The sequence below is a fragment of the Endozoicomonas sp. ALD040 genome (genome assembly GCF_049275945.1).
Taxonomy (GTDB): domain Bacteria; phylum Pseudomonadota; class Gammaproteobacteria; order Pseudomonadales; family Endozoicomonadaceae; genus Endozoicomonas_A.
Window position 1 is genome coordinate 1,650,679 of record NZ_CP184829.1, and the last position, 21,439, is coordinate 1,672,117.

16 protein-coding genes are annotated in these 21,439 nt (G+C 53.9%); 13 read left to right on the top strand and 3 right to left on the bottom strand.

Going from position 1 to position 21,439, the window contains the following annotated elements; all coding sequences use genetic code 11:
* The first annotated feature begins 37 nt into the window (after nucleotides 1-37).
* From ACOJUN_RS05230 to ACOJUN_RS05275, 10 genes are all read left to right on the top strand, one after another.
* Entirely contained in the window at nucleotides 38-1,783 is a 1,746-nt protein-coding gene (locus ACOJUN_RS05230) for an ankyrin repeat domain-containing protein (RefSeq protein ID WP_422135611.1), read from the top strand.
* Nucleotides 1,784-1,957: 174 nt separating this feature from the next.
* Nucleotides 1,958-3,604: an ankyrin repeat domain-containing protein gene (locus tag ACOJUN_RS05235; protein WP_422135612.1), complete on the top strand. Its 1,647-nt coding sequence runs from the start codon at nucleotides 1,958-1,960 to the stop codon at nucleotides 3,602-3,604.
* 174 nt (nucleotides 3,605-3,778) lie between these two features.
* Entirely contained in the window at nucleotides 3,779-4,927 is a 1,149-nt protein-coding gene (locus ACOJUN_RS05240; protein ID WP_422135613.1) for an ankyrin repeat domain-containing protein, read from the top strand.
* A 187-nt stretch (nucleotides 4,928-5,114) separates the two neighbouring features.
* Nucleotides 5,115-6,368, top strand: a complete 1,254-nt coding sequence (locus ACOJUN_RS05245) for an ankyrin repeat domain-containing protein (RefSeq protein ID WP_422135614.1) — start codon at nucleotides 5,115-5,117, stop codon at nucleotides 6,366-6,368.
* 88 nt (nucleotides 6,369-6,456) lie between these two features.
* Entirely contained in the window at nucleotides 6,457-8,256 is a 1,800-nt protein-coding gene (locus ACOJUN_RS05250) for an ankyrin repeat domain-containing protein (protein ID WP_422135615.1), read from the top strand.
* 137 nt (nucleotides 8,257-8,393) lie between these two features.
* Nucleotides 8,394-9,758, top strand: coding sequence for an ankyrin repeat domain-containing protein (locus tag ACOJUN_RS05255; RefSeq protein ID WP_422135616.1), 1,365 nt, complete (start codon nucleotides 8,394-8,396; stop codon nucleotides 9,756-9,758).
* A 172-nt stretch (nucleotides 9,759-9,930) separates the two neighbouring features.
* The gene (locus ACOJUN_RS05260) at nucleotides 9,931-12,093 is read left to right on the top strand and encodes an ankyrin repeat domain-containing protein (protein WP_422135617.1); all 2,163 of its coding nucleotides are present in this window, start codon (nucleotides 9,931-9,933) and stop codon (nucleotides 12,091-12,093) included.
* Between the two features lie 169 nt (nucleotides 12,094-12,262).
* On the top strand, nucleotides 12,263-14,119 hold the full coding sequence (locus tag ACOJUN_RS05265; protein WP_422135618.1) for an ankyrin repeat domain-containing protein: 1,857 nt from the start codon (nucleotides 12,263-12,265) through the stop codon (nucleotides 14,117-14,119).
* Nucleotides 14,120-14,290: 171 nt separating this feature from the next.
* A complete protein-coding gene (locus tag ACOJUN_RS05270) occupies nucleotides 14,291-15,685 on the top strand; it encodes an ankyrin repeat domain-containing protein (protein WP_422135619.1) in 1,395 nt (464 codons plus the stop codon).
* Nucleotides 15,686-15,821: 136 nt separating this feature from the next.
* A complete protein-coding gene (locus tag ACOJUN_RS05275; RefSeq protein WP_422135620.1) occupies nucleotides 15,822-17,072 on the top strand; it encodes an ankyrin repeat domain-containing protein in 1,251 nt (416 codons plus the stop codon).
* 134 nt (nucleotides 17,073-17,206) lie between these two features.
* On the opposite strand, the gene ACOJUN_RS05280 is transcribed toward ACOJUN_RS05275, so the two are convergent.
* Together ACOJUN_RS05280 and ACOJUN_RS05285 are read right to left on the bottom strand one after the other, a co-directional pair.
* On the bottom strand, nucleotides 17,207-17,542 hold the full coding sequence (locus ACOJUN_RS05280) for a hypothetical protein (RefSeq protein WP_422135621.1): 336 nt from the start codon (nucleotides 17,540-17,542) through the stop codon (nucleotides 17,207-17,209).
* On the bottom strand, nucleotides 17,532-17,798 hold the full coding sequence (locus ACOJUN_RS05285) for a type II toxin-antitoxin system Phd/YefM family antitoxin (protein WP_422135622.1): 267 nt from the start codon (nucleotides 17,796-17,798) through the stop codon (nucleotides 17,532-17,534). The genes ACOJUN_RS05280 and ACOJUN_RS05285 overlap by 11 nt, the downstream gene beginning before the upstream one ends.
* Before the next feature lie 221 nt (nucleotides 17,799-18,019).
* Here ACOJUN_RS05285 and ACOJUN_RS05290 point away from each other — a divergent pair, with 221 nt between their 5' ends.
* Nucleotides 18,020-18,361 (top strand): hypothetical protein, encoded by a 342-nt coding sequence (locus ACOJUN_RS05290; protein WP_422135623.1) that lies wholly within the window; start codon nucleotides 18,020-18,022, stop codon nucleotides 18,359-18,361.
* Nucleotides 18,349-18,645: a helix-turn-helix domain-containing protein gene (locus ACOJUN_RS05295; protein WP_422135624.1), complete on the top strand. Its 297-nt coding sequence runs from the start codon at nucleotides 18,349-18,351 to the stop codon at nucleotides 18,643-18,645. The genes ACOJUN_RS05290 and ACOJUN_RS05295 overlap by 13 nt, the downstream gene beginning before the upstream one ends.
* Before the next feature lie 26 nt (nucleotides 18,646-18,671).
* Here the strand turns inward: ACOJUN_RS05295 and ACOJUN_RS05300 are convergent, their stop codons facing one another.
* Complete coding sequence (locus ACOJUN_RS05300) at nucleotides 18,672-18,842, bottom strand: hypothetical protein (RefSeq protein WP_422135625.1); 171 nt, start codon at nucleotides 18,840-18,842, stop codon at nucleotides 18,672-18,674.
* Nucleotides 18,843-19,135: 293 nt separating this feature from the next.
* Here ACOJUN_RS05300 and ACOJUN_RS05305 point away from each other — a divergent pair, with 293 nt between their 5' ends.
* The gene (locus ACOJUN_RS05305) at nucleotides 19,136-21,403 is read left to right on the top strand and encodes an ankyrin repeat domain-containing protein (protein ID WP_422135626.1); all 2,268 of its coding nucleotides are present in this window, start codon (nucleotides 19,136-19,138) and stop codon (nucleotides 21,401-21,403) included.
* Nucleotides 21,404-21,439: the final 36 nt, after the last annotated feature.

Sequence of the window (21,439 nt, forward strand, 5' to 3'; positions counted from 1 at the left end):
TTTTTTTGTATCCAACCCAAACTACTGACCAACACAGATGTTCTACTTATATGTGGCATTGCTCGCTATCCTCTCCCCATCGACACTGAGGGCCGATCACTGTCCTATTTGTTGGACTCCCTTCCATGGCCGAAGTGAAGCGCCTGTGGTCGTCAAAACCCAATGTTGCGGCCACCGCTTCGATCTGGACTGTATAACGAGGTGTTTTGTTGATCAGCCCATCGGCTCACGCCGCTGCGCAATGTGTCGGCAAAACCCGATGCCTGTGGTGAATGAGAACACCAGTGAATCTTACCCGGATAATTTTTTCCCCGATGAGACGTTTTATCGTGCCTGTTTAGACGGGGATCTGGATCAGGTGGAGAGGTCTCTGGCAGAAGGCGTCAATGTCAATGCCGTTATGACTGATGGTCTCACTGCCTTGATGTTGGCATCCATCAGCGGGCACACGGATGTCGTCGAACGCCTGGTCAACGCTGGGGCGAACCCTGACACTGCCCGTTCGAATGGCGCCACCGCACTGTTCATCGCTACTGAGTACGGTAATGCCGACTGCCTGAAACGCCTGATCAACGCCGGGGCTGATCCCAAGGCCACACTGTCGGATGACACCACCCCGCTATTAATTGCTGCTGCGAAAGGCAACACCGAATGCGTGCAAATCCTGATCAAAGCAGGAGCGCTTCTCGACGCCCGAACTTCGAATGGCGCCACCCCGCTGTTCATGGCATCACAGGAGGGCAATACCGACTGCGTCAAAATGCTGATCAACGCCGGGGCAGATCTCAACGTCCGGACCCGGGATGGCGCTAGCCCGTTGTTTATCGCTGTCAAAAAAAATAACATCGACAGCCTGAAAATCCTGATTGAAGCCGGGGCGGCTCTCAACACCCGGAATAAGGATGGCGCCACTGCACTGTACATCGCTTGTGAGTTCGGTAATACCGACTGCGTGAAACGCCTGATCAACGCCGGGGCGGATCTCAGCGCCACCCTGTCGGATGGCGCCACCGCTCTGTTCATTGCTGCTGCAAAAGGCAACACCGACTGCGTGGAACTCCTGATCAAAGCGGGAGCGCTTCTCAACGCCCAGACCTCCTATGGTGCCACCTCGCTGTTCATCGCAACACAGGAGGGCAATACCGGCTGCGTGAAAATGCTGATCAACGCCGGTGCAGATCTCAACTTACAGACCGAGGATGGCGCTACCCCGCTGTTTATCGCTGCCCAAAAAAATAATATCGACAGCCTGAAAATCCTGATTGAAGCCGAAGCAGGTCTCAACACCGTTATTAATTGTGGTGCCAGCCCAGTGTTCATCGCAGCCCAGAACGGCAATATCGACTGCCTGATAATCCTGATCGAAGCCGGGGCGAATTTCAACGTCGCCAGGATTAAGGATGGTGCCACCCCTCTGCTCATGGCAGCCCAGAAGGGCAATGCTGACTGCCTTAAAATCCTGATCGAAGCCGGGGCGGGTCTCAATGTCGGCAGGATTAAGGACGCTGTGACCCCGTTGTTCATCGCTGCACAAGAAAATAACATCGAATGCGTAAAACGCCTGATCAACGCCGGGGTGGATCTCAACGCCCGCACTAATACTGGCACCACCCCGCTGTTCGTTGCAGCCCTGAAAGGCAATACCGACTGCGTGAAACTCCTGATCAACGCCGGGGCGGATCTCAACGCCCGCACTATGAATGGTACCGCCCCGCTGCACGCTGCTGTAGCGAAAGGCAATATCGAATGTCTGGTACTCCTGATCAACGCCGGGGCAAGGTAAGGACGGGAAAACAAGAAAGGCCCTGTGCTATCCAGTAAACAAAGCTTTCAGGTGTTCCCATCTTCTGAGTTTTTAAAACAGGTGATTGTTTGGCCACAGCGAACTTTGATAGCCATATAAATGAACTAATATGCTTTTCTGTATCTAACCCACACGGCTTGTGGACCAACACAGATGTTCTATTTAAGTCTGGCATTGTTCGTTACCCTCTCCCCATGGACACTGAAGGCCGATCACTGTCCTATTTGTTTGGCTCCCTTCCATGGCCGAAGTGAAGTGCCTGTGGTCGTCAGAACCCAATGTTGTGGTCACCGCTTCGATCTGGACTGTATAACGAGGTGTTTTGTTGAACAGCCCATCGGCTCACGCCGGTGCGCGATGTGTCGGCAGGACCCGATGCCTGTGGTGAATCAGAACACCAGTGAATCTCACCCGGATACATTTTTCCCCGATCGGACATTTTATAATGCCTGTTTAAACGGGGATCTGGATCAGGTGGAGAGATCTCTGGCAGAAGGGGTCAATGTCAATGCTGTTATGATGGGTGGCTTCACTGCCTTGATGTTGGCATCCGGCAGGGGATATATGGACATCGTCGAACGCCTGATCAGCGCTGGGGCGAATCTCGACGCCGCCTGTTCGACTGGTGCCACCGCACTGTTCATCGCTGCTGAGTATGGTAATACCGACTGCGTGAAACACCTGATCAACGCCGGGGTTGATCTTAACGCCGCCAGGTCGGATGGCGCCACTCCTCTGTCCATGGCAGCCCAGAAGGGCAATACCGAATGCCTTAAAATCCTGATCGAAGCCGGGGCGAATCTCAACGCCCGGGCTAAGGATGGCGCCACCCCGTTGTTCATCGCTGCTGAGTACGGTAACAACGACTGCGTGAAACGCCTGATCAACGCCGGGGCGGATCTCAACGTCCGGACCCGGGATGGCGCTAGCCCGTTGTTTATCGCTGTCAAAAAAAATAACATCGACAGCCTGAAAATCCTGATTGAAGCCGGGGCGGCTCTCAACACCCGGAATAAGGATGGCGCCACCGCACTGTACATCGCTTGTGAGTTCGGTAATACCGACTGCGTGAAACGCCTGATCAAAGCGGGAGCGCTTCTCAACGCCCAGACCTCCTATGGCACCACCTCGCTGTTCATCGCAACACAGGAGGGCAATACCGGCTGCGTGAAAATGCTGATCAACGCCGGTGCAGATCTCAACTTACAGACCGAGGATGGCGCTACCCCGCTGTTTATCGCTGCCCAAAAAAATAATATCGACAGCCTGAAAATCCTGATTGAAGCCGAGGCAGGTCTCAACACCGTTATTAATAGTGGTGCCAGCCCAGTGTTCATCGCAGCCCAGAACGGCAATACCGACTGCCTGATAATCCTGATCGAAGCCGGGGCGAATTTCAACGTCGCCAGGATTAAGGATGGTGCCACCCCTCTGCTCATGGCAGCCCAGAAGGGCAATGCTGACTGCCTTAAAATCCTGATCGAAGCCGGGGCGGGTCTCAATGTCGGCAGGATTAAGGACGCTGTGACCCCGTTGTTCATCGCTGCACAAGAAAATAACATCGAATGCGTAAAACGCCTGATCAACGCCGGGGTGGATCTCAACGCCTGCACTAATACTGGCACCACCCCGCTGTTCGTTGCAGCCCTGAAAGGCAATACCGACTGCGTGAAACTCCTGATCAACGCCGGGGCGGATCTCAACGCCCGCACAATGAGTGGCACCACCCCGCTGCACGCTGCTATAGCGAAAGGCAATATCGAATGTCTGGTACTCCTGATCAACGCCGGGGCAAGGTAAGGACGGGAAAACAAGAAAGGCCCTGTGCTATCCAGTAAACAAAGCTTTCAGGTGTTCCCATCTTCTGAGTTTTTAAAACAGGTGATTGTTTGGCCACAGCGAACTTTGATAGCCATATAAATGAACTAATATGCTTTTCTGTATCTAACCCACACGGCTTGTGGACCAACACAGATGTTCTATTTAAGTCTGGCATTGTTCGTTACCCTCTCCCCATGGACACTGAAGGCCGATCACTGTCCTATTTGTTTGGCTCCCTTCCATGGCCGAAGTGAAGTGCCTGTGGTCGTCAGAACCCAATGTTGTGGTCACCGCTTCGATCTGGACTGTATAACAAGGTGTTTTGTTGAACAGCCCATCGGCTCACGCCGGTGCGCGATGTGTCGGCAGGACCCGATGCCTGTGGTGAATCAGAACACCAGTGAATCTCACCTGGATACATTTTTCCCCGATCAGACTTTTTATAATGCCTGTTTAAACGGGGATCTGGATCAGGTGGAGAGGTCACTGGCAGAAGGAGTCAATGTCAATGCTGTTATGATGGGTGGCTTCACTGCCTTGATGTTGGCATCCGGCAGGGGGTATATGGACATCGTCGAACGCCTGATCAGCGCTGGGGCGAATCTCGACGCCGCCTGTTCGACTGGTGCCACCGCACTGTTCATCGCTGCTGAGTATGGTAATACCGACTGCGTGAAACACCTGATCAACGCCGGGGTTGATCGCAACGCCGCCAGGTCGGATGGCGCCACTCCTCTGTCCATGGCAGCCCAGATGGGCAATACCGAATGCCTTACAATCCTGATCGAAGCCGGGGCGAATCTCAACGCCCGGGCTAAGGATGGCGCCACCCCGTTGTTAATCGCTGCCCATGAAAATAACACCGACTGCGTGAAACGCCTGATCAACGCCGGGGCGGATCTCAACGCCACCATGTCGAATGGCGAGACCCCGCTGTTCGTTGCTGCTGGGAAAGGCAGCACCGAATGCGTGGAACTCCTGATCAAAGCGGGAGCACTTCTCAACGCCCGGACTTCCTATGGCGTCACCCCTCTGTTCGCCGCTGCTGCGCGAGGCAAAACCGAATGTTTGAAACTCCTGATCAACGCTGAGGCAGATCTCAATGCCACCGTGTCGGATGGCACCACCCCGCTGCACGCTGCTGCTTCGAAAGGCAATACCGACTGCGTAAAAATACTGATCGAAGCAAATGCAAATCTCAACGCCGCCAGGACTTCAGATGGTACCACCCCTCTCTCCATTGCAACCACGATCGGCAATACCGATTGCATGGAAGCCCTGATCAAGGCCGGAGCAAAGTAGGGAACAAAGGCCGTGAAGGCAACAAAAGCAGGGATTTATGTTGTCCAGTGAACGTGGCTCTCAGGTGATGTCATCTTCTGAGTTTTTGAAACAGGTGATTGTTTGGCCACAACAGACTTTGATAGCCGTATAAATGAACTAATATGCTTTTTTGTATCTAACCCGCACTGATTGTTGGCCAACACAGATGTTCTACTTATGTGTGGCATTGTTCGCTACCCTCTCCCCTTTGACACTGACGACCGATCACTGTCCTGTTTGTCTGGCTCCCTTCCATGGCCGAAATGTGGCGCCTGTGGTCGTCAAAACCCAATGTTGCGGCCACCGCTTCGATCTGGGCTGTATAACGAGGTGTTTTGTCGATCAGCCCATCGGCTCACGCCGTTGCGCAATGTGTCGGCAAAACCCGATGCCTGTGGTAAATCAGAACACCAGTGAATCTTACCCGGATACATTTTTCCCCGATCAGACTTTTTATAATGCCTGTTTAAACGGGGATCTGGATCAGGTGGAGAGATCTCTGGCAGAAGGGGTCAATGTCAATGCTGTTATGATGGGTGGCTTCACTGCCTTGATGTTGGCATCCGGCAGGGGGTACATGGACATCGTCGAACGCCTGATCAGCGCTGGGGCGAATCTCGACGCCGCCTGTTCGACTGGTGCCACCGCACTGCTCATCGCTGCTGAGTATGGTAATACCGACTGCGTGAAACGCCTGATCAACGCCGGGGTTGATCTCAACCCCACCCTGTCGGATGGCACCACCCCGCTGTTAGTTGCTGCTGCGAAAGGCAACACCGAATGCGCGGAACTCCTGATCAAAGCGGGAGCGCTTCTCGACGCCCGGACTTCGCATGGCGCCACCCCGCTGTTCTTCGCATCACAGGAGGGCAATGACGACTGCGTGAAAATGCTGATCAACGCCGGGGCAGATTTCAACGCCCGGACTAAGGATGGAGCTACTCCGCTGTTTATCGCTGCCCAAAAAAATAACATCAACAGCCTGAAAATCCTGATTGAAGCCGAGGCAGATCTTAACATCCGGATTAAGAGTGGTGCCAGCCCACCGTTCATCGCAGCCCAGAACGGCAATACCGACTGCCTGAGACTCCTGATCGAAGCCGGGGCGGATCTCAACGCCGCCAGGATTAAGGATGGTGCCACCCCTCTGCTCATGGCAGCCGAGAAGGGCAATAGCGACTGTCTGATAATCCTGATCAAGGCCGGGGCGGATCTCAGCACCGCCAGGACTAAAGATGGCGCCACCCCAGTGTTTGCCGCTGCTGCAAAAGGCAATTCCGACTGCCTGAGACTCCTGATCGACGCTGGGGCGGATCTCAATGCCGCCAGGACTTCGGACAGCGCCACCCCACTGTCCATGGCAATCGAGATGGGCAATACCGACTGCGTTAAGCTCCTTATCACCGCCGGGGCAAGGTAGGGAACATAGGCGGTGAAGATTGATAACCATAAAAATGAACTAATATGCTTTTTTGTATCTAACCCGCACTGCTTGTTGGCCAACACAGATGTTCTACTTATGTTTGGCATTGTTCGCTACCCTCTCCCCATGGACACTGAAGGCCGATCACTGTCCTATTTGCTTGGCTCCCTTCCATAGCCGCAGTGAAGCGCCTGTGGTTGTCAGAACCCAATGTTGTGGTCACCGCTTCGATCTGAACTGTCTTTCGATGTGCTTTGTTGATCAGCCCATCGGCTCACGCCGGTGCGCGATGTGTCGGCAAAACCCGATGCCTGTGGTGAATCAGAACACCAGTGAATCTCACCCGGATACATTTTTCCCCGATCAGACTTTTTATAATGCCTGTCTTCACGGGGATCTCGATCAGGTGCAGAGGTCTCTGGCAGAAGGGGTCAATGTCAATGCCGTTATGACTGCTGATCTCAATGCCTTGATGTTGGCATCCGTCAGCGGGCACACAGATGTCGTCGAACGCCTGATCAACGCTGGGGCGAACCTTGACGCTGCCCGTTCGAATGGCGCCACCGCACTGTTCATCGCTGCTGAGTATGGTAATACCGGCTGCGTGAAACGCCTGATCAACGCCGGGGCAGCTCTTAACGCTTGCACAGAGACTGGCACCACCCCGCTGTTTGCCGCTGCGGTGAAAGGCAATACCATCTGCGTGCAACTCCTGATCAACGCCGGGGCGGATCTCAACGCGAGAACCAAGAGTGGCGAAACCCCGCTTCTCATCGCAGTCTGGAAAGGCCATACCGATTGCGTGGAAATCCTTATCAGTGGCGGGGCAGATATCAATGCCGCCTCGTCGGATGGCGCCAACCCGCTGCTCTTTGCAACACAGGAGGGCAATAGCGATCTCGTGGAAATCCTTATCAGTGGCGGGGCAGATCTCAACATCCGGACTAAGAGTGGTGCGAACCCAACGTTTATCGCAGCCCAGAACGGTAATACCGACTGCCTGAAAATCCTGATCGAAGCCGGGGCGGATTTCAATGCCCCCCACACTTCAGATGGCGCCACCCCGCTATTCATCGCTGCCCAACAAAATAACATCGACTGCCTGAAAATCCTGATCGAAGCCGGGGCGGATCTCAATGCCCAGACTGAATATAGCGCCACCCCGCTTTACGTCGCTGCACAAGAAAATAACACCGCATGCGTGAAACTCCTGATCAACGCCGGAGCGGATCTCAACGCCCACACCAAGACTGGCACCACCCCGCTGTTCGTCGCTGCTGCACAAGGCAGCACCGAATGCGTGGAACTCCTGATCAAAGCGGGAGCGCTTCTCGACGCCCGGACTTCGAAAGGCGGCACCGCGCTGTTCATCGCATCACAGGAGGGCAATAGCGACTGCGTGAAAATGCTGATCAACGCCGGGGCAGATCTCAACGCCCGGACTGAGGATGGCGCTACTCCGCTGTTTATCGCTGCCCAAAAAAATAACATCGACAGCCTGAAAATTCTGATTGAAGCCGGGGCAGATCCCAACATCCGGATTAAGAGTGGTGCCAGCCCACCGTTCATCGCAGCCCAGAACGGCAATACCGACTGCCTGATACTCCTGATCGAAGCCGGGGCGAATCTCAACACCGCCAAGATTAAGGATGGCGCCACCCCTCTGTTCATAGCAATCAAGACGGGCAATACCGACTGCGTGAAACTTCTCATCAACGCCGGGGCGGATCTCAATGCCGCCAGGACTTCGGACGGCGCCACCCCAATGTCCCTAGCAATCAAGATGGGCAATACCGACTGCGTTAAACTCCTCATCAACGCTGAGGCAGAGATGGAAACAGAGGCAGTGAAGGAAACAAAAGAAGAGCGTCATGCTGTCCAGTAAACAGGGCTCAGGTGTTCCCATCTTCTGAGTTTTTGAAACAGGAGACTATTGGGCCACAGCCAACTTTGATAGCCATACGAATGAACTATCATTCCCTTTCTTGTATCCAACCCGCACAAATTATTTGACCAGTGTAAATGTTCTACTTATATCTGGCATTGTTCGCTAGCCTCTGCCCATGGACACTGAAGGCCGATCACTGTCCTGTTTGTCTGGCTCCCTTCCATGGCCGCAGTGAAGCGCCTGTGGTCGTCAGAACCCAATGTTGTGGTCACCGCTTCGATCTGGACTGTCTTTCGATGTGCTTTGTTGATCAGCCCATCGGCTCACGCCAGTGCGCGATGTGTCGGCAAGACCCGATGCCTGTGGTGAATCAGAACACCAGTGAATCTCACCCGGATACATTTTTCCCCGATCAGACTTTTTATAATGCCTGTCTTCACGGGGATTTGGATCAGGTGGAGAGGTCTCTGGCAGAGGGGGTCAATGTCAATGCTGTTATGACTGACGGCTTCACTGCCTTGATGTGGGCATCTGGTGTGGGGCACACTGACGTCGTCGAACGCCTGATCAATGCCGGGGCGGATGTCAACGCCGCTCGGCATGAAGATGGTGCCACTGCGCTGTTACTCGCTGCACAAGAAAATAACACCGACTGCGTAAAACTCCTGATCAACGCCGGAGCAAACCTTGACGCTGCCATTTGGAGTGGTGCCACCGCACTGTACATTGCATCACAGAAGGGCAATACCGACTGTGTGAGACTCCTGATCAACGCCGGGGCGGATCTCAACGCCACCCCGTCGGGTGGCGCCACCCCGCTGTTCGTTGCTGCTGAGAGAGGCAACACCGAATGCGTGGAACTCCTGATCAAAGCGGGAGCGCTTCTCGACGCCCCCCGAACTTTGGACGGCGGCACCCCACTGTTCATCGCCACACAGCAGGGCAATACCGACAGCGTGAATAGGCTGATCAACGCCGGTGCAGATCTCAACGCCCAAACTGAGAATGGCGCTACACCGCTGTTTATCGCTGCCGAAAAAAATAACATCGACAGCCTTAAAATCCTGATCGAAGCCGAGGCAGATCTCAACACCGCCGCGTTTAAGCATGGTGCCACTCCTCTGTCCATGGCTGCTGCGAAAGGCAATATCGAATGCCTTAAAATCCTGATCGAAGCCGGGGCAGATCTCAGCGCCCGGGCCAAGGATGGCGCCACCGCACTGTTCATCGCTACTGAGTACAGCAATGCCGACTGCGTCAAACGCCTGGTCAACGCCGGGGCGGATCTCAACACCGCCTTGCCGGATGGCACCACCCCGCTACTAGTTGCTGCTGCGAATGGTAACACCGAATGCGCAAAGCTCCTGATCAACGCCGGGGCAGATCTTGACGCTGCCCTGCCGAATGGCGTCACTCCGCTGTCCATCGCAACCGAGATGGGCAATACCGAGTGCGTAAAACTTCTCATCAACGCTAAGGCAGAGATGGGAACAGAGTGAAGGAAACAAAGGAAAAGCGTCATGCTGTCCTGTAAAATAGAGCTCTCAGTTGTTCCTGTCTTCTGAGTTTTTGAAACAGGTGATTATTTGGCCACAGCGAACTTTGATAGTCGTATAAATGAACTAATATGCTTTTTTGAACCTAACCCACACGGCTTATTGACCAACACAGATGTTCTACTTATGTGTTGCACTGTTCGCTACCCTCTCCCCTCTGGCACTGAAGGCCGGTCACTGTCCGATTTGTTTGGCTCCCTTCCATGGCCGCAGTGAAGCGCCTGTGGTTGTCAAAACCCAATGTTGTGGTCACCGTTTCGATCTGGACTGTATTTCGAGGTGTTTTTTTAATCAGCCCATCGGCTCACGCCGTTGCGCGATGTGTCGGCAAAACCCGATGCCTGTCGTGAATCAGAACACCAGTGAATCTCACCCGGATACATTTTTCCCCGATCAGACTTTTTATAATGCCTGTCTTCACGGGGATTTGGATCAGGTGGAGAAGTCTTTGGCAGAGGGGGTCAACGTCAATGCTTTTATGACTGATGGCTCAACTGCCTTGATGTTGGCATCTGGTGGGGGGCAGACTGACGTCGTCGAACGCCTGATCAATGCCGGGGCGGATGTCAACGCCGCTCGGCATGAAGATGGCGCCACTGCGCTGTTCCTCGCTGCACAAGAAAATAACACCGACTGCGTAAAACTCCTGATCAACGCCGGAGCAAACCTTGACGCTGCCACTTGGAGAGGTGCCACCGCACTGTACATCACATCACAGAAGGGCAATACCGACTGTGTGAGACTCCTGATCAACGCCGGGGCGGATCTCAACGCCACCCCGTCGGGTGGCGAAACCCCGCTGTTCATCGCCACACAGGAGGGCAATACCGACAGCGTGAATAGGCTGATCAACGCCGGTGCAGATCTCAACGCCCGAACTGAGGATGGCGCTACACCGCTGTTTATCGCTGCCCAAAAAAATAACATCGACAGCCTTAAAATCCTGATCGAAGCCGAAGCAGATCTCAACACCGCCGCGTTTGAGGATGGTGTCACTCCTCTGTCCATGGCTGCTGCGAAAGGCAATACCGAATGCCTTAAAATTCTGATCGAAGCCGGGGCAGATCTCAACGCCCGGGCTAAGGATGGCGCCACCGCACTGTTCATCGCTACTGAGTACGGCAATGCCGACTGCGTTAAACGCCTGGTCAACGCCGGGGCTGATCACAAAGCCGCACTGTCGGATGGCACCACCCCACTATTAGTTGCTGCTGCGAAAGGCAACACCGAATGCCTGCAAATCCTGATCAAAGCGGGAGCGCTTCTCGACGCCCGGACTTCGAAAGGCGGCACCCCGCTGTTTATGGCATCACAGGAGGACAATACCGACTGCGTCAAAATGCTGATCAACGCCGGGGCGGATCTAAACGTCCGGACTCAGAATGGCGCTACCCCGCTGTTTATCGCTACCCAAAACAATAACATCGACAGCCTGAAAATCCTGATTGAAGCCGGGGCAGATCTCAACATCGGGATTAAGAGTGGTGCCAGCCCAGCGTTCATCGCAGCCCAGAACGGCAATACCGACTGCCTGATACTCCTGATCGAAGCCGGGGCGAATCTCAACGCCGCCAGGATTGAGGATGGTACCACGCCTCTGTTCATGGCAGCCCAGAACGGCAATACCGACTGCCTGATATTCCTGATCGAAGCCGGGGCGGATCTCAACGCTGCGACCATTAAGCGTGGTGTCACCCCCCTGCTCATGTCAGCCCAGAAGGGCAATACCCACTGCCTTAAAATCCTGATCGAAGCCGGGGCGGCTTTCAACGCCAGGACTCCGGATGGCATCACCCCGCTGTTCATGGCTGCTCAGCAAAATAACATCGACAGCCTGAAAATCCTGATCGAAGCCAAGGCGGATCTCAATGCCCAAATTGATGATGGCAGCACCCCGCTGTTCATTGCTGCTGCGAAAGGCAATAGCGACTGCGTGAGTCTCCTTATCAAAGCCGGGGCGGATCTCAACATCTGCCAGACTTCGGATGGCACCACCCCGCTGTTCATCGCATCACAGGAGGGCAAGACCGACTGCGTGAAACTCCTGATCAACGCCGGGGCAGATCTCAACGCCCGGACTCAGGATGGCATTACCCCGCTGTTTATCGCTGCCCAACAAAATAACATCGACAGCCTGAAAATCCTGATCGAAGCCAAGGCGGATATCAATGCGCAAACTGAGGATGGTGCCACCCCGCTCTCCATTGCAACCGCGATGGGCAATACCGACTGCGTGGAAGCCCTGATCAAGGCTGGAGCAAAGGAACAAAGACCGTGAAGGCAACAAAAGAAAGGATTTATGTTGCCCAGTGAACATGGCTCTCAGGCGTTCCCATCTTCTGAGTTTTTGAAACAGGTTATTATTTGGCCACAGCCAACTTTGATAGTCGCATAAATGAACTAATATGCTTTTCCGTATCTAACCTACACGGCTTATTTACCAGCAGATGTTCTACTTATTTGTGGCATTGTTCGCTACCCTCTCCCCTTTGACATTGAAGGCTGATCACTGTCCTATTTGTTTGGCTCCCTTCCATGGCCGCAGTGAAGCGCCTGTGGTCGTCAGAACCCAATGTTGCGGCTACTGCTTCGATCTGGACTGTATTTCGAGGTGTTTTGTTAGTCAGCCCATCGGCTCACGCCGGTGCGCGATGTGTCGGCAGGACCCGATGCCTGTGGTGAATCAGAACACCAGTGAATCTCACCCGGATACATTTTTCCCCGATCAGACGTTTTATCGTGCCTGTTTAAATGGGGATCTGGATCAGGTGGAGAGGTCTCTGGCAGAAGGGGTCAATGTCAATGCCGTTATGACTAATGATTTCACTGCCTTGATGTTAGCATCCAACAGAGGGCACACGGATGTCATCGAGCGCCTGATCAATGCTGGGGCAAACCTTGACGCTGCCCGTTCAAATGGTGCCACCGCACTGTTCATCGCTGCTGAGTACGGTGACAGCGATTGCGTGAAACGCCTGATCATCGCCGGGGCGGTTCTCAACGCCCGCACCAAGACTGGCGCTACCCCGCTGCACGTTGCTGCTGCGAAAGGCAATGCCGACTGCGTAAAACTCCTGATCATCGCCGGGGCGGATCCCAACATCTGCCGGACTTTGGATGGCGTCACCCCGCTGTTCATCGCAACACAGGAGGGCAATACCGACTGCGTGAAACTTCTGATCAACGCCGGGGCAGATCTCAACGCCCGAACTGAGGGTGGCGCTACCCCGCTGTTTATCGCTGCCCAAAAAAATAACATCGACAGCCTGAAAATCCTGATTGAAGCTGAGGCAGATCTCAACACCCGGATTAAGAGTGGTGCCAACCCACCGTTCATCGCAGCCCAGAACGGCAATACCGACTGCCTTAAAATCCTGATCGAAGCCGGAGCGGCTCTCAACGGCAGGACTTCGGATGGTGCCACCCCGCTGTTCATGGCAGCCCAGAACGGCAATACCGACTGCCTTAAAATCCTGATCGGAGCCGGATCGGCTCTCAATGCCGGGACTTCGGATGGTGCCACCCCGCTGTTCATAGCTGCTCAACAAAATAACATCGACAGCCTGAAAATCCTGATCGAAGCCAAGGCGGATATCAATGCGCACATTGAGGATGGCACCACCCCGCTGATCGTTGCTGCTGGGCAAGGCAATACCGACTGCGTGGAACTCCTGATCAACGCCGGGGCGGATCTCAAAGCCCGGACTTTGGATGGCGGCACCCCGCTGTTCGTTGCTGCTGCGCAAGGCAACACCAAATGCGTGGAACTCCTGATCAAAGCGGGAGCGCTTCTCGACGCCCGGACTTTGGATGGCGGCACCCCGCTGTTCGTTGCTGCTGCGCAAGGCAACACCGAATGCGTGGAACTCCTGATCAAAGCGGGAGCGCTTCTCGACGCCCGGACTTTGGATGGCGGCACCCCGCTGTTCGTCGCCACACAGGAGGGCAATACCGACAGCGTGAAACTGCTGATCAACGCCGGGGCAGATCTCAACGCCCGAACTGAGGATGGCGCTACACCGCTGTTTATCGCTGCCCAAAAAAATAACATCGACAGCCTGAAAATCCTGATCGAAGCCGGGGCGGATCTCAACATCGCCAGGATTAAGGATGGTGCCAGTCCTCTTCACATGGCGGCCCGGAAGGGCAATAGCGACTGTGTGAAACTCCTGATCAACGCCGGGACAGATCTCAACGCCCGGACTGAGGATGGTGCCACCCCGCTCTCCATTGCAACCGCGATGGGCAATATCGACTGCATGGAAGCCCTGATCAAGGCTGGAACAAAGGAACAAAGACCGTGAAGGCAACAAAAGAAAGGATTTATGTTGCCCGGTGAACATGGCTCTCAGGTGTTCCCATCTTCTGAGTTTTTGAAACAAGTGATTGTTTGGGCACAGCCAACTTTGATAGCCATAAAAATGAACTAACATGCTTTTTTCTATCTAACCCACACGGATTATTGACCAACACAGATGTTCTACTTATGTCTGGCACTGTTCGCTGCCGTCTCCCCTTTGACACTGAAGGCCGATCACTGTCCTATTTGTCTGGCTCCCTTCCATGGCCGAAGTGAAGCGCCTGTGGTCGTCAAAACCCAATGTTGCGGCCACCTCTTCGATCTGGACTGTCTTTCGATGTGCTTTGTTGATCAGCCCATCGGCTCACGCCAGTGCGCGATGTGTCGGCAAAACCCAATGCCTGTGGTGAATCAGAACACCAGTGAATCTCACCCGGATACATTTTTCCCCGATCAGACTTTTTATGATGCCTGTTTAAACGGAGATCTGGATCAGGTAGAGAGGTCTCTGGCAGAAGGGGTTAATGTCAATGCCGTTATGACTGATGATCTCACGGCCTTGATGTTGGCAGCCATCTGGGGGCACACGGATGTCGTCGAACGCCTGATAAACGCTGGGGCGAACCTTGACGCTGCCGGTTTGAATAGTGCCACCGCACTGTTTATCGCTGCTGAGTTCGATAATACCGACTGCCTGAAATACCTGATCAACGCCGGGGGGGATCTCAACCCCCGGAATGAGGATGGCGCCACCCCGCTGTTCATGGCTGCACAAGAAAATAACATCGAATGCGTGAAACTCCTGATCAACGCCGGGGCGGATCTCGACGACGCCTTGCCGCGTGGTGCCACTCCGCTGTTCGTCGCTGCACAAGAAAATAACACCGAATGCGTGAAACTCCTGATCAACGCCGGGGCGGATCTCAATGCCCGGACTAAGACTGGCGCCACCTCGCTGTTCATGGCTGCTCAGCAAAATAATCTCGACAGCCTGAAAATCCTGATCGAAGCCAAGGCGGATATCAATGCGCAAACTGAGGATGGCATCACTCCGCTGTTCATTGCTGCTATGGAAGGCAATACCGATTGCGTGCAACTCCTGATCAACGCCGGGGCGGATCTCAACGCCCGGACTTCGCATGGCGGCACCCCGCTGTACGTTGCTGCTGTGGAAGGCAATACCGATTGCGTGAAACTCCTGATCAACGCCGGGGCGGATCTCAACGCCCGGATTAAGACTGGCGCCACCCCGCTGTTCGCTGCTGCTGCGGAAGGCAAGACCGACTGCGTGGAACTCCTGATCAACGCCGGGGCCGATCTCAACGCCCGAAGTGACGATGGCGGTACCCCGCTGTTTATCGCTGCCCAGCAAAATAACATCGACAGCCTGAAAATCCTGATCGAAGCCAAGGCGGATATCAATGCGCAAATCGAGGATGGCACCACTCCGCTGTTCGTTGCTGCTGCGAAAGGCAATACCGAGTGCGTGAAACTTCTCATCAACGCTAAGGCAGTGATGGGAACAGAGGCAGTGAAGGAAACAAAAGAAAAACGTCATGCCGTCCAGTAAACAGGGCTCTCAGGTGTTCCCATCTTCTGAGTTTTTGAAACAGATAATTGTTTGGCCACAGCAAACTTTGATAGTCATATAAATGAACTAATATGCTTTTCTGTATCTAACCCACACTGCTTATTGACCAACACAGATGTTCTACTTATGTGTGGCACTGTTCGCTACCCTCTCCCCTTTGACACTGAAGGCCGATCACTGTCCTATTTGTCTGGCTTCCTTCCATGGCCGAAGTGCAGCGCCTGTGGTCGTCAAAACCCACTGTTGTGGTCACCGCTTCGATCTGGACTGTATTTCGAGGTGTTTTTTTAATCAGCCCATCGGCTCACGCCGGTGCGCGATGTGTCGGCAAAACCCGATGCCTGTGGTGAATCAGAACACCAGTGAATCTCACCCGGATACATTTTTCCCCGATCAGACGTTTTATCTTGCCTGTTTAAACGGGGATCTGGATCAGGTGGAGAGGTCTCTGGCAGAAGGAGTCAATGTCAATGCCGTTATGACTGCTGGTTTCACTGCCTTGATGCTGGCATCCGGCAGGGGGCACAGGGACGTCGTCGAACGCCTGATCGAAGCTGGGGCAGACGTCAACGCCGCCTTGTCGAATGGCGTCACCCCGCTGCACATCGCTGCACAGCAAAATAACTACGACTGCGTAAAAATCCTGATCGAAGCTGAGGCAGATCTCAACGCCGCCATGTCGGGTGGCACCACACCGCTGATGATGGCTGTCTATAGAAATAACATCGTCTGCATGAAACTCCTGATCAACGCCGGGGCGGATTTCAACGCTGCCTTGTCCGATGGCAGCACCCCGCTGTTCATGGCTGCTCAGCAAAATGACATCGACTGCCTGACAGCCCTGATCGAAGCCGGAGCGGAGCTCAACGCCGCTCGGACTACAGATGGCACCACCCCGCTGGTCATCGCTGTTACATTGGGCCATACCGACTGCGTGAAAGCCCTGATTAAAGCCAAGGCGAGTCTCAACGCCGCCATGTCGGATGGCTCCACAGCGCTGTTGTTCGCTGCCCAAGAAAATGACACTGACTGCGTGAAACTCCTTCTCGACGCCGGGGCGGATCTCAATGCCCAGAGCGAGGATGGCCACACCCCGCTGTTTAACGCAGCCCTGAAGGGCAATTCCGACTGCGTGAAACGCCTGATCAACGCCGGGGCGGATCTCAACGCTCACACTAAGACTGGCTCCACCCCGCTGCACTTTGCTGCTTCGAAAGGCAATACCGGCTGCGTGAAATTCCTGATCAACGCCGGGGCGGATCTCAATGCTGTGAGGACTACAGATGGTGCCACCCCGCTCTCCATTGCAATCGCGAAGGGCAATACCGACTGCGTGGAGGCCCTGATCAAGGCTGGAGCAAAGTAGGGAACTGAGGTCAGGAAGAGAACAAAAGAAAGGCGTTGTGTTATCCAGTAGGTACATGGCCCGTAACCGTGACAAATCTTCATAAAAATCACGTACCTATATTGTTTTTCTTGGAAAAAATATAAAACAGGGTGTTAATGGCGTAGACAATATTGAATCAAAGCCTGCCGGATGCTTTGTTTTGTGCTCAAAAATAACAATGGGTACACAACGCCCTCTGCCTCAGAAAAGCGATAGATTGTTCGCAATTGGAGTTTTGGATCAACATAATCGTGATAAGTTGTGAGCCCAAGTTCTGCCGCCTCTATACACAATGGAGCACTGTCAGGATGTCCATTCACTCTTTTCTCAAATCCAACAATAAAGCCATCAAGAAGCTCCTGAGCCGCTACCTGTCCGATGTGTCGAGCTAAATAATAAAACCTGTCATGAAGCTGACATTGGAAAGCTAGTGAATACTCAAACTTCATCAATAAGCCCTTTCAATCCAGCCCGAAGGTCGGAAGATGATACGGTTCGGCCTGCCTGAACATCTTTTTCGGCAAAAGATAGCAATCGTAGTAGAGCCATTTGTTCCTGCTGCATCTCAAACTGGACAGGATCTTGAACTACATACAAAGGTTCCCCATTTTGGGTTACAACTACAGGCTCTGATACATCCATAGAAGCCAGCTTTTTCTTGAAGGCCGATACCGTTGTGATGCGAGGTGAGGTTGATGAGCTCATGCTTGACTCCAATAATGAAAAATTTATCAGTCAAAGGATAAGCCCAATTAACGAAAAAGTCCATATATGGGCACTATATGGACTTGTTGTAAATTGCTAGTCTTTACGCTTTATCAGGGTTCGCCATTAAATAGTCAGGTGTAGTGCGAAAAACCACCGGCCTGCATCTTTCTTACCAACCATTATACTTTGCCTGAACTAATCCATTGGATTACATTCTAATGCATACGGTCGTTGAGCTGAAAAACTATCAGGACGAAGCTGAGAGCCTTCTATCCAGTGAGGAACGCCGCCATATCATTGATTACCTGGCGGCAAACCCTGAGGCTGGTGAGATCATGAAGGGTACAGGCGGCATCCGTAAGCTCCGGTGGCGAAGAGGTGCATCAGGCAAGAGTGGAGGAGTGCAGATTATTCACTTCTACAAGAATCCATCAATGCCCCTGTTCCTGCTCACGGTTTATGGGAAAAACCAACAGGAAAACCTGTCAAAGGCAGACCGCAACACCATGAAACAGTTAGTCACTCTACTCGAAAGAGGATGGAAAAAATGGCAAGCGTAGCGAACAGCATTATCCAGGGCCTTGAAGAGGCCGTAACCTACACAAAAGGTGAGAATACAGGTGCGATCGTCCATGAGGTGACACCCCTGGACATCAAAGGCATTCGCCAGCAGCTCGATATGACTCAGGAAGAGTTTGCCCAGGCTGTAGGTGTAAAACTCCCCACCCTTCGCCACTGGGAGCGGGGTGACCGCAAACCGAACGGCCCTGCCCGTGTATTGCTGAACCTGCTCGCCAGAGAACCCAAACAGATTGTCGCCATGCTAGGGCTGGCTCATTCCTGAATCATCGGCTGGTAATGTTTTTGCTGCTATTTATGTGGTTGTTTTTTAGTGCGTTTAGTATTCCATTTTCTAATACTTTTCTTAAGCATCTTCATTACTGCTTTGTTCTTATCAATCTTGCCACCTGCTTTTCTAATCCACCGCAGGCGGGCTTCATGGCCTCTGCTTTCTGGCGTTCCCTTCCATTGTTTTCTCATGTGAGCCTCCTTGTGGATTTTCCACTTTAGGTACTACGGCCATCCGTTTTAGCCAGGTATTCAAATGCGGTCTTTTATCCTCATCGCACTGACCCACAATCGCCAACCGTGCCGCCGTAATGTCGGTCTCGGACTGAGTTGGTACATGGCCCGTAAGCACGGCCCTGGTTGTTCCCATCTTCTGAGTTTTTGAAACAAGTGATTATTCAACCAAAGCAAACGTTGAGAGACACATAAATGAACTATCATTCCTTTCCTGTACCCAAGCCGCAGCAGTTATCGACAGGCACAGAATGTTCTACATATATCTGGCATTACTCGCCGCTCTCTCCCCATGGACACTGAAGGCCGATCAGTGTCCTATTTGTTTGGCTCCCTTCCATGGCCGAAGTTTAGCGCCTGTGGTTGTCAAAACCCATTGTTGTGGCCACCTCTTTGATCTGGACTGTCTTTCGAAGTCTTTTGTTAAACAGCCCATCGGCTCACGCCGCTGCGCGATGTGTCGGCAAGATCCGATGCCTTTGGTGAATCAGAACACCAGTGAAGCTTACCCGGATGCATTTTTCCCCGATCAGGCGTTTTATCGTGCCTGTATATATGGGGATTTGGATCAGGTGGAGAGGTCACTGGCAGAAGGAGTCAATGTCAATACCGTTATGATTGGTGGCTTTACTGCCCTGATGTTAGCATCCAGCAGGGGTCACACGGATGTCGTCAAACGCCTGATAAACGCTGGGGCGAACCTCGACACTGCCCGTACGAACGGTGCCACCGCACTGTTAACCGCTACTGAGTTCGGTCATACAGACTGCGTGAAACTCCTGATCAACGCCGGGGCTAATCTCAATGCCGCCAGGACTTCGGATGGCGCCACACCGCTTTTCATCGCAACCTGGAAGGGCAACAGCGACTGCGTAAAACTCCTGATCGAGGCCGGGGCGGATCTGAACCTCCCCCGGACTTCAGATGGCTCCGCACCGCTTTTCATCACAGCCCAGAAAGGCAATACCGACTGCATGGAAATCCTGATCAAGGCCGGGGCGGATCTCGACGCCCAGACTAAGGATAGCGCCACCCCGCTATACATCGCAGCTCAGGTGGGCAATACCGACTGCGTGCAACGCCTGATCGACGCCGGGGCGAATCTCAACCCTCCCCTGAATTCAGATGGCGCCAGCCCGTTGCTCATCGCTGCGGCAAAAGGCAATATCAACTGCCTGAAAGCCCTGATCAAAGCCAAGGCGAATCTCGACGCCCGAACCGAGAATGGCGACACCCCCCTGCTTATTGCTGCCCAACAAAATAACATCGACTGCGTGAAACTCCTGACCGAGGCCGGGGCGGATCTCAACGCCCGGAATGAGAATGGCGCCACCCCGCTTTTCGTCGCTGCCCAGGAGGGTAATACCGACATTTTGAAACTCCTGATCAACGCCGGGGCAGATCTCAATGCCCGGAATGAGAATGGCGCCACCCCACTTTTCGTCGCTGCCGAGGAGGGCAATAGCGACTGTTTGAAACTCCTGATCAACGCCGGGGCGGATCTCGATGCCCGGAATAAGAATCACGCCACCCCGCTTTACATCGCTGTCCAGGAGGGCAATACCGACTGCGTGAAACTGCTGATCAACGCCGGGGCGAATATCAACATCGCCAGGACTCCGGGTGGCGCCACCCCGCTGTTCGTCGCGGCCCTGAAGGGTAATACCGACTGTTTGAAACTCCTGATCAACGCCGGGGCGGATGTGAACGCCCGGACTGAGGATGGTGCCACCCCGCTATTCATCGCTGCTGTGCTAGGCAATATCGAATGCATGAAACGCCTGATCAAGGCCGGGGCGGACCTTAACGCCGCCCGGAGTAGTGATGGCGCCACCCCGCTCTTCTTTGCGGCACAAGAAAATAAAATCGAATGCCTGCAAGCCCTGATCGAAGCCAAGGTGGATCTCAGCGCACAAACTGAGGATGGGGTCACCGCACTGTTCATGGCTGTCCAGGAAAATAGCGTCGACTCCGTGAAACTCCTGATCAACGCCGGGGCGAACCTCAACGCCCAGACCGATAACGGCTCCACTCCACTGTTCGCTGCTGCTGCGAAAGGCAATACCGACTGCATGAAACTCCTGATCAACGCCGGGGCGGATCTCAACGCCGTCAGGATTACGGATGGTGCCACCCCACTGTTCGCTGCCACTGCGAAAGGCAATACCGACTGCGTGCAGCTCCTGATCAACGCCGGGGCGGATCTCAACGCCGCCAGGTTGGATGGCGCCACACCGCTGTCCTTCGCTATACAAGAAAATAACACCGAGTGCTTGAAACTCCTGGTCAACGCCGGGGTGGATCTCAACGTCCCCCGGGCTTCAGATGGCGCCACCCCGCTGCTCATCGCAGTCTGGCAAGGCCATACCGATTGCGTGGAAATCCTGATCAGTGGCGGGGCAGATCCCCATGTCGCCAGTACCATGGATGGCATCACCCCAGTCACCCCACTTTACATCGCATTCCTGAAAGGCGATGCCGGCTGCGTGGCAGTCCTGATCAAGGCTGGAGCAAAATAGGGAACCAAGACCATGAAGGCAACCAAAGAAAGGATT